This is a genomic window from Roseateles chitinivorans (genome assembly GCF_050632145.1).
GTDB classification, from domain to species: domain Bacteria; phylum Pseudomonadota; class Gammaproteobacteria; order Burkholderiales; family Burkholderiaceae_C; genus Roseateles; species Roseateles chitinivorans_B.
On the sequence record NZ_CP192577.1, the window covers coordinates 432997 to 447010 of the forward strand.

General features: G+C 67.4%; 12 protein-coding genes and 2 pseudogenes. 12 read left to right on the plus strand and 2 right to left on the minus strand.

The window, feature by feature from the left end:
* Positions 1–48: 48 nt before the first annotated feature.
* Positions 49–660, plus strand: a complete 612-nt coding sequence (locus ACQ86G_RS02030; RefSeq protein WP_431259081.1) for a Maf family nucleotide pyrophosphatase — start codon at positions 49–51, stop codon at positions 658–660.
* Positions 661–697: 37 nt separating this feature from the next.
* The gene (locus ACQ86G_RS02035) at positions 698–1489 is read left to right on the plus strand and encodes an SAM-dependent methyltransferase (protein WP_431259082.1); all 792 of its coding nucleotides are present in this window, start codon (positions 698–700) and stop codon (positions 1487–1489) included.
* An 87-nt stretch (positions 1490–1576) separates the two neighbouring features.
* Here ACQ86G_RS02035 and ACQ86G_RS02040 read toward each other — a convergent pair whose 3' ends face one another.
* Together ACQ86G_RS02040 and ACQ86G_RS02045 are read right to left on the minus strand one after the other, a co-directional pair.
* Positions 1577–3136 carry a DEAD/DEAH box helicase gene (locus tag ACQ86G_RS02040; protein WP_431259083.1) on the minus strand — a complete coding sequence of 520 codons (1560 nt, stop codon included), beginning with the start codon at positions 3134–3136 and terminating at the stop codon, positions 1577–1579.
* 73 nt (positions 3137–3209) lie between these two features.
* On the minus strand, positions 3210–4334 hold the full coding sequence (locus ACQ86G_RS02045) for an MraY family glycosyltransferase (RefSeq protein ID WP_431259084.1): 1125 nt from the start codon (positions 4332–4334) through the stop codon (positions 3210–3212).
* Positions 4335–4590: 256 nt separating this feature from the next.
* Between ACQ86G_RS02045 and ACQ86G_RS02050 the strand changes: the two genes are divergently transcribed.
* The 10 genes and pseudogenes from ACQ86G_RS02050 to ACQ86G_RS02095 all read left to right on the plus strand — a co-directional run bounded on the left by ACQ86G_RS02050 (position 4591) and on the right by ACQ86G_RS02095 (position 14012).
* Complete coding sequence (locus tag ACQ86G_RS02050; RefSeq protein ID WP_431259085.1) at positions 4591–6528, plus strand: SLBB domain-containing protein; 1938 nt, start codon at positions 4591–4593, stop codon at positions 6526–6528.
* Positions 6529–6548: 20 nt separating this feature from the next.
* Positions 6549–6713: a hypothetical protein gene (locus tag ACQ86G_RS02055; protein WP_431259086.1), complete on the plus strand. Its 165-nt coding sequence runs from the start codon at positions 6549–6551 to the stop codon at positions 6711–6713.
* Positions 6713–7732, plus strand: a complete 1020-nt coding sequence (locus ACQ86G_RS02060) for a lipopolysaccharide biosynthesis protein (protein WP_431259087.1) — start codon at positions 6713–6715, stop codon at positions 7730–7732. Before ACQ86G_RS02055 ends, ACQ86G_RS02060 begins: the two co-directional genes overlap by 1 nt.
* A gap of 89 nt (positions 7733–7821) precedes the next feature.
* A complete protein-coding gene (locus ACQ86G_RS02065) occupies positions 7822–8172 on the plus strand; it encodes a MarR family EPS-associated transcriptional regulator (protein ID WP_431259088.1) in 351 nt (116 codons plus the stop codon).
* Positions 8169–9095 carry a GDP-L-fucose synthase family protein gene (locus tag ACQ86G_RS02070; RefSeq protein ID WP_431259089.1) on the plus strand — a complete coding sequence of 309 codons (927 nt, stop codon included), beginning with the start codon at positions 8169–8171 and terminating at the stop codon, positions 9093–9095. The genes ACQ86G_RS02065 and ACQ86G_RS02070 overlap by 4 nt, the downstream gene beginning before the upstream one ends.
* Before the next feature lie 32 nt (positions 9096–9127).
* A pseudogene (gene gmd, locus ACQ86G_RS02075) lies at positions 9128–10253 on the plus strand (GDP-mannose 4,6-dehydratase).
* 101 nt (positions 10254–10354) lie between these two features.
* Positions 10355–11599 (plus strand): lipopolysaccharide biosynthesis protein, encoded by a 1245-nt coding sequence (locus ACQ86G_RS02080; protein WP_431261312.1) that lies wholly within the window; start codon positions 10355–10357, stop codon positions 11597–11599.
* Between the two features lie 4 nt (positions 11600–11603).
* Entirely contained in the window at positions 11604–12710 is a 1107-nt protein-coding gene (locus tag ACQ86G_RS02085) for a DegT/DnrJ/EryC1/StrS family aminotransferase (RefSeq protein ID WP_431259090.1), read from the plus strand.
* A 41-nt stretch (positions 12711–12751) separates the two neighbouring features.
* A pseudogene (locus ACQ86G_RS02090) lies at positions 12752–13785 on the plus strand (ketoacyl-ACP synthase III).
* Positions 13782–14012, plus strand: coding sequence for an acyl carrier protein (locus tag ACQ86G_RS02095; protein WP_431259091.1), 231 nt, complete (start codon positions 13782–13784; stop codon positions 14010–14012). The pseudogene ACQ86G_RS02090 and the gene ACQ86G_RS02095 overlap by 4 nt, the downstream one beginning before the upstream one ends.
* Positions 14013–14014 lie beyond the last annotated feature (2 nt).

Sequence of the window (14014 nt, forward strand, 5' to 3'; positions counted from 1 at the left end):
GTGGCAAGTGTACGAGCCACCTCCGGCCCGATGGGACAATCCACGCCCATGACTGCCGCCTCCCCGCCCGTCCGCCCGCTCGTACTGGGCTCCACCTCCCGCTACCGGCGCGAGTTGCTGGAGCGCCTGCGGCTGCCGTTCGAGACGGCGGCGCCCGATGTCGACGAGACCCCGCTGCCGGGCGAAACGCCCGAAGCGCTCGCGCGCCGACTGGCCCTGGCCAAGGCCCGCGCGGTGGCGACTCGGTTCCCGCAGGCGCTGGTGATCGGCTCGGACCAGGTCGCCGACCTGGACGGCCAGCCGATCGGCAAGCCGGGCACGCATGAGCGCGCCGTCGAACAGCTGCGTGCGATGCGCGGGCGCACCGTCGTGTTCCAGACGGCGCTCGCCGTGGTCTGCGAGGCGACCGGCTTCGTCGCGGAAGACCTGGCCCCGGTGCGCGTGCGCTTCCGCGACCTGAGCAACGCCGAGATCGAACGCTATCTCCGCGCCGAGCAGCCCTACGACTGCGCCGGCAGCGCCAAGGCCGAGGGCCTGGGCATCGCGCTGCTGGAGGCAATCGAGTCCGACGATCCGACGGCGCTGATCGGCCTGCCGCTGATCCGCACCACCGCGCTGCTGCGTCGCGGCGGGCTGGACGTGCTGAGCCGACCCGCCTGAACGCACTTCCCTGACCCCACCCTTGTCGAGAACAACAATGACCCGCGGCCGCCTCTTCCTCGTTCCCAACACCCTCGACTTCGGCATGAACGGCCAGGAAGTCGACCTGCGCGAGGTCCTGCCGGACGCCGTGCTCGCGCGGGCCGCCTCGATCACGCATTGGGCCGCCGAGAACGCCAAGACCACCCGCGCCTTCCTGAAGCGCGTCGGCGCGATCCATCCGCTGGCGGTGCCGCTGCAGGAGCAGCACATCGAGGAGCTGCCGCGCCCGGCCAAGGGCCGCGGCCCGGCGGCCGGCGCCGTCTCGGCGTCGTCGAGCGAAGAGAAGCTCTGGCTGGCGCTGCTGGAGCCCGCGATGGCCGGTCACGACATCGGCCTGATCTCCGAGGCCGGCATGCCCGCCGTCGCCGACCCCGGCGCGAAGCTGGTCGCCGCCGCTCACGCGGCGAAGGTGCAGGTGGTGCCACTGACCGGACCGAGTTCGCTGCTGATGGCCCTGGCCGCCAGCGGACTGAACGGCCAGAGCTTCGCGTTCGTCGGGTATCTCCCGCTCGACGCCGCCGAGCGCACCGCGCGCATCAAGGCGCTGGACACCTTCTCGGCGCGCGAGCAGCAGACCCAGTTGATGATCGAGACGCCCTACCGCAACGGCGCGCTGCTGCAGGCGCTGCTGGCGGCGTTGCGGCCGGGCTCGCTGCTGTCGGTCAGTTGCGGGCTGAGCCTGAAGGACGCGTGGACGCACACGGCGACGGTCGAGCAATGGCGTCAGGCGCCGAAGGCGCTGCCGGACAAGGTCCCGGCGGTGTTCGCGATCCTCGGCTCCCGCTGAGCAGGGCCCTGCTGATCAGGCCCTCGCTGATCGGGACGCGTTGACCAGGGCACGCCGATCCGCTCCCGCGGATCAGGGCGCCTCCGATCAGGATTCGCTGTCGGCGGTGACTGGCGGCCGCTTGGCGCCGAACAACGCCGCCACCTTCTTCTTCGGCTTGATGTTGGACGACAGGCCGCCGCGCGGCGCGTTGGCCGGGCCCTTCTCCCAGGCCGGCACGTCGCCGCCCTGAGTCGCCTCATACGGCTTGTCGAACAGCGGGTCGTAGGCCTGACGCGACGCACGCGCCGGTGCATGCGAATGCGACCCCTGCGATCCGTAAGCCTCATCGCGACGATCCTCGCGTTCACGACGGAAGTCGCGACGCTCGCCGCCCTCGCCTTGCGGCGCGCGCTCGGCACCACGATCACCGCGGTCGGAGCGCTCGCCACGCGGGCCGCGATCGCCGCGTTCGCCACGGTCACCGTCGAAGCGGCGACGCTCACCCTCGAGCTCGATCGGCTCCAGGTCCAGCTTCTTCTTGATCAGCTTCTCGATCTCGCCGACCAGACGCGCATCGCCCTTGGTCACCAGCGTGAAGGCCAGGCCCGACGCGCCGGCGCGGCCGGTGCGGCCGATGCGGTGCACATAGTCCTCGGCGTTGAACGGGACGTCGAAGTTGAAGACCGCCGGCAGGTCGGCGATGTCCAGGCCCCGCGCGGCCACGTCGGTCGCGACCAGCAGGTCCACCTCGCCGCGCTTGAACGCTTCCAGCGACTTCAGGCGCTCGTCCTGGGACTTGTCGCCGTGCAGGGCGGCGGTCCGCAGGCCGTCACGCTCGAAGGCGCGGGCCAGGCGCGCCGCGCCGAGCTTGGAGTTCACGAACACGATCGCCTGACGGATCTCGCGCTGGCGCAGCAGCTGCTTGACCGCGGCGCGCTTGTCGTCGTCGTCGACGCTGAAGAAGCGCTGCTCGACGGTCGACGCCGTCGCGTTCGGGCGGGCGACTTCCACCAGCTCCGGCTCCTGCAGGTAGCTCTGCGCCAGCCGCTTGATCTCCGGCGAGAAGGTCGCGGAGAACAGCAGCGTCTGACGCGTCTTGGGCAGGTAGCTCAGGATGCGCTGCAGGTCGGGCAGGAAACCGATGTCCAGCATCCGGTCGGCCTCGTCGAGCACGACGTACTCGACGTGGTTGAGCACGGCGTTCTTGGCTTCGATGTGGTCCAGCAGCCGGCCCGGCGTGGCGATCAGCACCTCGACGCCGGCCTTGAGCTGCAAGGTCTGGGGCTTCATGTCGATGCCGCCGAAGACGCAGGCCACGCGCAGGTTGGTGTGCTTGGCGTAGGCCTTGACGTTGTTGGCGACCTGGTCGGCGAGTTCGCGGGTCGGAGCCAGCACCAGCGCGCGCACCGGGTGGCGGGCCGGGGACATCGAGGCGTTCTCGTGCTTGAGCATGCGCTGCAGCAGCGGGATCGAGAACGCGGCGGTCTTGCCGGTGCCGGTCTGGGCGGCGCCCATCACATCACGGCCGGCGAGGACGATCGGGATCGCCTTGGCCTGGATGGGCGTCATCGTCGCGTAGCCCTGATCGGACACGGCGCGCAGCAGCTTGGGATCCAGCGGCAGCGTGTCGAAAAGAGGGTTTGGCGTCGGGGTGGTGTCGGTCATGGGCGCGGATTATCCTCCAAGCCCTGGAAAGCCCCGGGAAACCACCGATCCGCGCACGCGGACCGGCGACGGATCACTGCGCGGAACGATCGGTGAGCTTGCGCTGGTCGCCGCGGAAGACCATCCACTTCGGGGTCCGGAATCGCACGATGCGCCAGTAGAGCGCAACGTAGGCGACGCCGAACAGCACCATGCAGGCGCCGATCATCAGCGTCGAGTCCCAGAACAGCAGCGCCGGCGCCAGCGACGAGAGGCACAGCGTCCAGAGGTACGGCGCCGTCATCGAGTTGCGACGCGTCATCAGGCGCGCATCCCGTGCGCCAATCGCCCAACGCATCAGGCGGCGGTAGATGAGCGAGTGCAGATGGATGCCATCCGGATCCCCCGGACTGGTATTGCGCAGGAAGCGTCGGCGGTAGATGGAGAAGACCGTCTCGAACACCGGATAGATGCACACCATCAGCGCGAACAGCGGCGAGACCTGCGGATGGCGATGAATCAGCAGGATGGCGATCTCCGCCAGATAGAAGCCCATGAAGTACGCGCCGCCGTCGCCCAGGAAGATCAGGCCGGCGGGGTAGTTCCAGACGAAGAAGCCGAGGATGGCGCCGACGCCGGCCAGCGCCCAGAGGGCGAGTTCGGTGTCGCCGACCTGGTAGGCCACGTAGGCCAGGGTCAGCAGCATCAGGCTGACGCACATCGACGACAGGCCGTTGAAGCCGTCGATGATGTTGACCGAGTTGGCCACGCCGGCCACGACGAAGATGGTGATGACCACCGCGCCGACCGTCGTGCCGACGATGAAGTCGAGGCCGGGGATGTCGGTCCGCGTGATCATGGCCTGGAGCAGCCAGCAGCCGAGGCCGGCGGAGATCGCGGTGGCGATCAGGCGCTCTCGCGGCGAGACCTTCTTGGTGAAGTCCTCGATCAGGCCGGCACCGAAGGCGGGCAGTCCGCAGAGCAGCAGCAGCAGGCCGGTCTTCGCCTGCGGATGCTTCAGCAGGTAGGCCAGCGCGACCATGCCGGCCAGGCCCACGAAGATGCCCAGGCCGCCGATGCGCGGCACGGGCCGGGCGTGGAACTTCTGCGGGCCGGACAGGTCGTGGTCTGCGGACAGATGGCCGTGCGCCGTGGACGAGTGCACCACGTAGAGCGTGATCGCCGCCGCCAGCGCGAACGGGATGAGCAAATACAACATGGGCGGCAGTGTAACGATGGGCTTCCGGGTCGAGGCGGTTTTGACGCAACAGCGCTGCCATAGAATGCGCCGCTGGTCGCTCCGACGCCCTGGTCATCAGGCCCGTCGCTGACGGCCTCGTTCATCTGAGACGAGATCACGCATGGAACATTGCGCCCACCGCGCCCTCTCCCCGGCCACGACGACCCCCACGTCCGCCCGCCCCTCCTCCAGCCTCGCCTCGCGTCTCGCGTTGTCCCTGCTTGCGGGCTGCCTGATGACGGCGCCGCTCCGGGCGCAGACCTCGGGCTCGCAGGCGCAGTCGATGTTCGAGTCATCCGACATCGGCGGCCCCGTGCGACTCAACCCGACCAGCCGCTCGACGTCGCAGGACGCGTCGCAGGCCACGATCCAGCAGTCCGATCAGCGGATCAGGAAGAACAAATATGTGCCGGGCGAATTCGAGCTCTACGTCAACAAGCTGCTCGGCATCGACCTGAAGGATCCGGACGTCGTCGAGCAACTGAGGCGGGTCGATCTCGACGCGTCCGATCAGGCGTCGCGCACGCAGCAGCAGGCATCGAACTTCGCGCAGACCAAGGTGATCACGCCCGACATGGTGATCCGCCGGATCGGCACGGACCTCATGCTGGACGAACAGCGCGGCCCGAACGGCGAAGCCGACGGCCCGCGCCAGGCCCCGGCGGACTACCTGATCGGCGTCGGCGATGAAGTCCAGGTCACAGCCTGGGGCTCCGTCGATGCCGACCTGCGCCTGACCGTCGACCGCGCCGGCCGCATCACGATCCCCCGCGTCGGCCCCGTGCTGGTGGCGGGCGTACGCTACGGCGACCTGAACGACGTCGTGCGCGCCCGCTTCGCCCAGGTGTTCAAGAACTTCCAGGTCAGCACGTCGCTGGGCAAGCTGCGCACGATCCGCATCTACGTCACCGGCTTCACCGCAAAGCCCGGCGCCTACACGGTCAGCAGCCTCGCCACGATCGTCAACGGCCTGATCCGCGCCGGCGGCCCGTCCGCGGCGGGCAGCTTCCGCCAGATCGAACTGCGCCGCAACGGCCAGGTCGTCGCCAACTTCGACGCCTACGACCTGCTGCTCAAGGGCGACAAGGCCAGCGACCGCGCGCTGCAGGCCGAAGACGTGATCCACATCGGACCGATCGGACCGCAGGTGGCCATGCTGGGCAGCGTGAACCGGCAGTCGATCGTCGAACTCAAGCCGGGCGAGACGGTGGACGACGTGCTGTCGATGGCCGGCGGCTTCAGCGCCGTCGCCGACCGCTCACGCGTGTCGATCGAGCAGTTGAGCGAACGCAACGACCGCCGGGTGCGTGAGCTGGAACTGCCGGCGCAGCAGAAGACCGTTGCCAGCAACGGCGACGTGCTCCGCGCCTTCAGCAGCGTCAACGCGTTGCTGCCATTGGGCAAGCAGTACAAGCGCGTGACGGTGGAAGGCGAGGTCGCCCGTCCCGGCGAGTACGTGCTCCCGCCCGCAAGCACGCTGCAGGACGCGATCGCCGCGGCAGGCGGGCTGACGCCGCAGGCGTACGTCTTCGGCACCGACTTCTCGCGCGAAAGCGTGAAGCAGTCGCAGCAGGAGAACTACGACCGGGCGCTGCGCGACCTGGAGACGGAGTTCACCAAGTACAGCAGCACGCAGCGCGCCACGACGGCGGACGAGGCGGCCGGCAATGCGCAGCGTGCCGCCGGCACCGAACGGCTGGTGCAGCGCCTGCGCGCGGTGAAGCCGACCGGTCGCGTGGTGCTGCAGCTGGAGCCCGATGCGCGCCAGTTGCCGATGCTGACGGTCGAGGACGGCGACCGGCTGCTGCTGCCGTCCAGGCCCACGACGGTGGGCGTGTTCGGCAGCGTCTTCAACGCCGGCGCCTTCCTGCTGAAGGATGGCGCCTCGGTCGACGAGATGATGAAGCTCGCGGGCGGCCCCACGCGCGGCGCGGATGCCAGCGGCGCCTTCGTGATCCGCGCCAACGGCACGGTCGTGAGCGCCCGCCAGTCGAGCAGCGGCTGGCTGGGCTACGGCTCGAATCTGGCGGGCTTGCAGGCCTTGCCCGGCGACACGGTGTTCGTGCCTGAAGAGATGAACAAGTCCACGTTCATCCAGGACGCGAAGGACTGGACGCAGATCCTGGCCAACTTCGGCCTGGGCATCGCGGCGCTGCAGACGATCAAGAACTGACCCTACCGCCGGAGCCTTTCGTGAGCGCAACGCATTCCGATCCCAGCGTCGCGTCGACCCGGCCGGTCGACGACGGCGACGACATCGCCATCCTGGACATCCTGGCCACCCTGGCCCGCCATCGCAAGATGCTGGTCCTCACCCCCTCCTCGCCGGAGCGCTGGCGCTGGGGGCGACCTACCTGATGACGCCGATCTACACCGCCAAGACGGTGTTCATCCCGCCGCAGCAAGGCCAGAGCTCGGCCACCTCCGCCCTGGCGTCGCTGGGCGCCCTGGGCGGTCTGGCAGGGCTTTCCGGCGGCATCAAGACGCCGGGGGACCAGTTCGTCGCCCTGCTGCAGAGCGTCAACGTGGAGGACCGCCTGATCGACCGTTTCAAGCTGATGGCGCTTTACGAGTCCAAATTCCGTTCGGGCGCCCGCAAGCAGCTGGAGGACAACACCCGGGTCACCCTGGGCAAGAAGGACGGCCTCATCACGATCGAGGTCGATGCCGAGGATCCGAAGATGGCCGCCGCCATGGCGAATCAGTACGTCGCGGAATTGCGCCGCCTGACCGGGGCGCTTGCACTGACCGAATCGCAGCAGCGTCGCATGTTCTTCGAGCAGGAGATGAAGCAGGCACGGGAGAATCTCGATCGTGCGCAGGCGCGTCTTCAGGAAGTCGGATTCAATGCCAGCGCGGTCAAGGCGGAACCCAAGTCCGCGGCGGAAGCGTATGCCCGCATCCAGGCTGAACTGACCTCGGCTGAAGTGCGCCTGCAGACCATGCGATCCAGCATGGCGGACAACTCTCCGGTCATGCAGCAGCAGGCCGCCATGGTCGGCGCCTTGCGTGGGCAGGTCGCACGGTTGGAAGCCAGCGCCGGAGAATCGAAGAACGATTCGAACTACCTGGGGCGCTATCGCGATTTCAAGTACCAGGAAACCTTGTACGAACTGCTCTCCAAGCAATTCGAAGCGGCGCGCCTGGACGAGGCCCGCGACGGTTCGGTGATCCAGGTGATCGACGAGGCCACCCCGCCGGAACACAAGAGCAAGCCGCGCCGCGGCGTGATCGCGTTGGGCACGGCGTTCGGCAGCCTGCTGCTGCTGATACTGGGACTGGTCACGAGGCTGCTGTGGCGCTCCGCGCGCAACGACCCGTCCAGCGCCTCCAAGTTCGAGGCGCTGGACGCGGCACTCAGGAGCAGGCGCGCCTGACCCGGGCCTGTCGCATCCGCTCCACGCCGGAGAGAAAACGGGCGACAGGCATGCTAGAGTCGCACCCGTTCAACGATTGAACGGATGGCATGCCCGAGTCCCTGCCCCCTCACGACGACCTTGACTACGAGATCCTGCGCCAGATCGGCGAGCAGGAGAACACCAACCAGCGCGCCCTCGCGGAGCGCATGGGCGTGAGCGTCGGCAAGGTCAACTACTGCCTCAAGGCGGTGGTCGAACGTGGCTGGGTGAAGGTCAACAACTTCCGCCGTGCGGACAACAAGTGGGCGTATGCCTACCTGCTCACCCCGTCCGGGGCGAGTGCCAAACTGCGGCTGGCCCGCGCCTTCCTTGATCGCAAGGAGCGCGAGTTCGAGCAACTCCAACAAGAGATCTCGGCGCTTCGCCAGGAGATCCGTTCAGAACAATCGAGCGAATGAATACCAACGCCAAGATCTTCGTGACGGGCCATCGCGGCATGGTGGGCAGCGCGCTGGTGCGCCAGCTCAATGCCCAGGGCTATGCCAACGTGGTGACACGCTCGCGTGAACAGCTCGATCTGCTCGACCAGCGCGCGGTCACCGCGTTCATGGCCGCCGAGCAGCCGGACTACGTCTTCATCGCCGCGGCCAAGGTCGGCGGCATCCAGGCCAACAACCTGTACCGCGCGGACTTCCTGTACCAGAACCTCATGATCGAGGCGAACCTGATCCACGGCGCGCACCTGGCTGGCGTGCAGCGGCTGATGTTCCTGGGCTCGAGCTGCATCTACCCGCGCGACTGCCCGCAGCCGATCAAGGAGGACTACCTCCTGACCGGCCCGCTGGAGCCGACCAACGAGCCCTACGCCATCGCCAAGATCGCCGGCATCAAGCTGGCGGAAAGCTACAACCGCCAGTATGGCCGCGAGTACGTCAGCGTCATGCCGACCAATCTCTACGGCCCCAACGACAACTACGACCTGGCCAACAGCCACGTGCTGCCGGCGCTGCTGCGCAAGGCCCATGAGGCCAAGGCCCGCGGCGACGCCGAGTACGTGGTCTGGGGATCGGGCACGCCGCGGCGCGAGTTCCTGTACGTCGACGACCTGGCGGACGCCTGCGTGTTCCTGATGAAGCAGGGTTACGCGGGCCCGCTGCTCAACGTCGGCACCGGCGAGGATGTGACGATCCGCGAGCTGGCGGAGATCGTGATGGAGACGGTGGGCTTCTCCGGCCGCATCGTCTACGACAGCACCAAACCCGACGGCACGCCGCGCAAGCTGCTGGACGTCGGACGGCTTGCCGCCCTGGGCTGGCGCGCCACCACCGGCCTGCGCGACGGCATCCGCAAGGCCTACGACAGCGCGCCCTTCCGCGCCTGACCCTTCCGTCATCCCTTTCAGAAGAACGAACCATGACTCAACGCAAAGTCGCCCTGATCACGGGTATCACGGGCCAGGATGGCGCCTATCTGGCCGAGCTGCTGCTGGACAAGGGCTATGAGGTGCACGGCATCAAGCGCCGCGCCAGCCTCTTCAACACCGACCGTGTCGACCACCTGTACCAGGACCCGCACGTCAACAACCAGCGCTTCAAGCTGCATTACGGCGACCTGACCGACAGCACCAACCTGATCCGCATCATCCAGCAGGTGCAGCCGGACGAGATCTACAACCTGGCCGCGATGAGCCACGTGGCGGTCAGCTTCGAGACGCCCGAGTACACGGCCAATGCCGACGGCATCGGCACGCTGCGCATCCTGGAGGCCATCCGCATCCTGGGCCTGGAGAAGAAGACCCGCTTCTACCAGGCCTCGACGTCCGAGCTCTACGGCCTGGTGCAGGAGATTCCGCAGAAGGAGACGACGCCCTTCTATCCGCGCAGCCCGTACGCGGTGGCCAAGATGTATGCCTACTGGATCACGGTGAACTACCGCGAGGCCTACGGCATGTACGCCTGCAACGGCGTGCTGTTCAACCACGAGAGCCCGCTGCGCGGCGAGACCTTCGTGACCCGCAAGATCACCCGTGCGATCGCGCGCATCGCGCTGGGTCTGCAGGACTGCCTGTACCTGGGCAACATGAGCGCGCTGCGCGACTGGGGTCACGCCAAGGACTACGTCGAGATGCAGTGGATGATGCTGCAGCAGGACCAGCCCGAGGACTTCGTCATCGCCACCGGCGTGCAGTACTCGGTGCGCCAGTTCGTCGAGTTCGCCTGCAACGAGCTGGGCATCGGCCTGACGTTCACCGGCGAAGGCGAACAGGAGATCGGCACCGTGACGAGCGTCGCCGATGCCGCGCGCGCCTACTGCAAGGTCGGCGACGTCATCGTCAAGGTCGACCCGCGCTACTACCGTCCGACGGAAGTCGAGACGCTGCTGGGTGACCCGACCAAGGCCAAGGAGAAGCTGGGCTGGACGCCCAAGACCAGCGCTGCGCGAGCTGGTGGCCGAGATGGTGGAAGCCGACTATCAGGCCGCCAAGCGCGACAGCCTGGTCAAGTCGGCGGGATTCCAGGCTTACGACTACAACGAATGAGCCTGAACGCGGCGATGTTGCGGGCAAAGCTCGCGACCATGGATGCAAGGCTGTTGCGCGTGATCGCGACCGCCGGCGCCAGCTATCTCGGCCGTTTCGGCATGGGTATCGCGGTGCTGGTCACCTTGCCCATGGCTCGCCGCACCTTGGATCCTGAACTCTTCGGCGTCTGGATGATGCTGAGCGCACTCCTGGGCTTCATGGCCTTCGCGGACCTGGGCATCGGCAACGGTGTGCTGAACAAGACCACGCAGGCGAAAGCGTCCGGGGACGCCGTCGCGCTGCGACGCGTCCTGGTCTCGGGCTACGTGTGCACCGGCCTGGTCGGGGTGGCGGTGTACCTGCTCTGGCTGCTGTGGACGCAACTGAGCCCGGCGCCGACCCTCGTCGCCGGCGCCATCCAGGAGGCCAACCGCGCGGAAGTCCTGCAGGCCCTGCATGTCTTTGCCGCCGTGCTCGCGATCAACATTCCGGCCAGCCTGGTCCAGCGGGTGCAGCTGGGCATGCAGCAGGGCTACTGGAACGGCATCGCGCAATTCGCCAACGCCGTGCTGGTGCTGATCGCCGTGCCCCTGACGCTGCATCACGGCGGCGGACTGCCCGCACTGGTGATGGCGACGCTGGGGGTGCAGGCGGCGGTCAACATCGCCAACACGGTCATCTACCTGTGCCGCAGCGGCCTGCTGGGGAGAGGCTGGCTCGGCGCGCTGCACGTCGACACGATGGGCGGACTGCTTCGCACAGGCAGCCTGTTCTTCATCCTCCAGATGGCTGCGGCGTTCGCGTTCCAGTCCGACTCGATCGTCATCACGCAGACCCTCGGCCAACAGGCCTATGGCGACTTCGCGGTCGTGCAGCGGCTGTTCCTGTTCATCTCCATGGTGATGAACGCGGCGATGGTCGGACTGTGGCCCGCCTTCGGCGACGCGATCGCCAGCAACAACACGGCCTGGGCGGTCCGCGTGCTTCAGCGCACGATGGTCGTCGCGGCCCTCGTCGCGCTCGTCGGCACGGCGCTGCTGTCGGCCGCCATGCCCTGGTTCATGTCGCACTGGCTCAAGGTGTCCTGGACGCCGAGCTGGGGGCTGCTGGCAGTGCTGTCCGCATGGACCATCGTCGACGCCGTGTCGGCCGCGACCGCGGCCTACATGAACGGCGCCAACATCCTGCGCCTGCAGGTGATCTTCGCCATCGTCATGGCGGCGACCGCCTTCGGCATCAAGTGGATCCTGACGCCCCGGTTCGGGACGACCGGATCCGTGCTGGCGACCCTGGTGGCCTATTCGGTCATCTCGATCCCGGGCCAGATCTACGTCTTCAGGCGCATTTTCAAAAGCAAGGACTAGTGCCGTGAGCAAGTACAGCATTCCCATCTATCAACCCGATCTGGGCGGCAACGAGAAGAAGTACGTCAACGAGTGCCTGGACACGTCCTGGATCTCGTCGCGCGGGCGCTTCGTGACCGAGTTCGAGCAGCGTTTCGCGGAACGGATCGACGTGGAACATGCCGCCTCCGTCTCCAACGGCACCGTCGCGCTGCATCTGGCCCTGATGGCCCTGGGGATCGGCCCCGGCGACGAGGTGATCGTTCCCACGCTGACCTACATCGCGTCGGCGAATGCGGTCGCCTACACCGGCGCCAAGCCGGTATTCGTCGACTCCATCCGCTCCAGCTGGCAGATCGACCCCGAAGACGTGCGCCGCCACATCACGCCGCGCACGCGCGCGATCATGCCGGTCCATCTGTACGGCCAGGCCTGCGACATGGACGCGCTGACGACGATCGCGGCGGAGCATCGCCTCTTCCTCGTCGAGGACTGCGCCGAAGCCTTCGGCACGATGTACAAGGGCCGCCATGTCGGCACCTTCGGCGACATCTCCACCTTCAGCTTCTTCGGCAACAAGACGATCACCACCGGTGAAGGCGGCATGGTCGTCTCCAACGACAAGACGCTGATCGAGCGCGCCCGCCATCTGAAGGGCCAGGGCCTGGCCGCGCATCGCGAGTACTGGCACGACGTGGTCGGCTACAACTACCGCATGACCAACATCCAGGCTGCGATCGGCCTGGCGCAGCTGGAGCGCGCGGACGAGTTCATCGACCGCAAGCGCGCGCTCGCCGCCCGCTACACGGCGGCGCTGGAAGGTCTGCCGGTCGAGGTGCACAAGGAAGCGACGGACACCGTCCACAGCTACTGGATGTTCTCGATCCTGGTGGAGCGCGCGGAGCAGCGCGACGCGTTGCGCGAGCACCTGGCCAAGGACGGCATCGAGACGCGTCCGCTGTTCTATCCGATGCACACGATGCCGATGTACGCACACAACTACCGCAAGCACAGCGTGGCGGAAGATCTGGCGTGGCGCGGCATCAACCTGCCGAGCTGGCCTGGCCTGTCCGACGAGAAAGTCGACACGATCGTCGGCAGCATCCGGTCGTTCTACGCTGCCGGCCGCTGATCCGCTGATCAGCGACCCGCCAGGATTCCGGAGCTCCGCCCATGTCCGTCACCACCAAGATCGCCGACATCGCCGACTACATCCCGCAAGGAAGCTGTCCAACGAGGACCTTGCGGCCCTCTATCCCGCGTGGCCGGCCGAGAAGATCCTCGAGAAGACGGGCATCCGGTCCCGCGGCATCGCCGCGCCGGACGAGACGGCGGGTGACCTGGCCTTCGCCGCCGCGCGCAAGCTCTTCGAGCAGGGCGCCATCCGGCCGGCCGATGTCGACTTCGTCATCCTGTGCACGCAGGCCCCCGACCACATCCTGCCCACCACCGCCTGCATCCTGCAGGACCGCCTGGGGATTCCGACATCCGCCGGCGCGCTCGACGTCAACCTGGGCTGTTCCGGCTACGTCTACGGCCTCTCGCTGGCCAAGGGGCTGATCGAGACCGGCGCGGCGCGCTGCATCCTGCTGCTGACGGCGGACACGTACTCGAAGTACATCCATCCGATGGACAAGAGCGTGCGCACCCTGTTCGGCGACGGCGCGACGGCCACGGCGCTGCTGGCGGACGAGACAGGGCGGGACTCGATCGGCCCGTTCGTGTTCGGCACCGACGGCAGCGGCGCCAAGCACCTGATCGTGCCGGCCGGTGGGTTCCGCCGCCCGGCCGATGCGGCGTCGGCCGAGGAAGTGAGCGACGCGTCGGACAATGTCCGCTCCGCCAACCACCTCTACATGAACGGCGCGGAGGTCATGGCCTTCACGCTGCGCGAGGTGCCGCGCTCCATGGATGCGCTGCTGTCCAAGGCTGGCCTGACCGCCCAGGACATCGACCACTTCGTCCTGCACCAGGCCAACCGCTTCATGCTGGAGTCGCTCCGAAAGAAGCTCAAGATCCCGGCGGAACGGATGCCGGTACATCTCGAGGAGGTGGGCAACACCGTCTCCTCCACCATTCCGCTGACGCTGCATGCGATGCTGAAGCAGGGTCAGTTCAACACCACCAAGCGCCTGATGCTGATCGGCTTCGGGGTCGGACTGTCATGGTCCGCTTGCATTCTTACCATTCAAGGAAGTGAAAAATGAGCGAGTTCTACGCGGGCATTGCCGAGATCCTGGAAGTCGACGAATCGGCCATCAATCCCGCCTTCGATCTGCACAGCGCCGAGGCCGCCTGGGATTCGCTGGCCGTCGTGTCGGTGATCGCGCTGGTGGATGACTGCTTCAGCGTCATGCTCAACGGCCAGGCCCTGACGGCCTGCGCGACGGTGAGCGACATCGAGGCGCTGGTCGAAGCCGCCAAGAAGGGCTGATC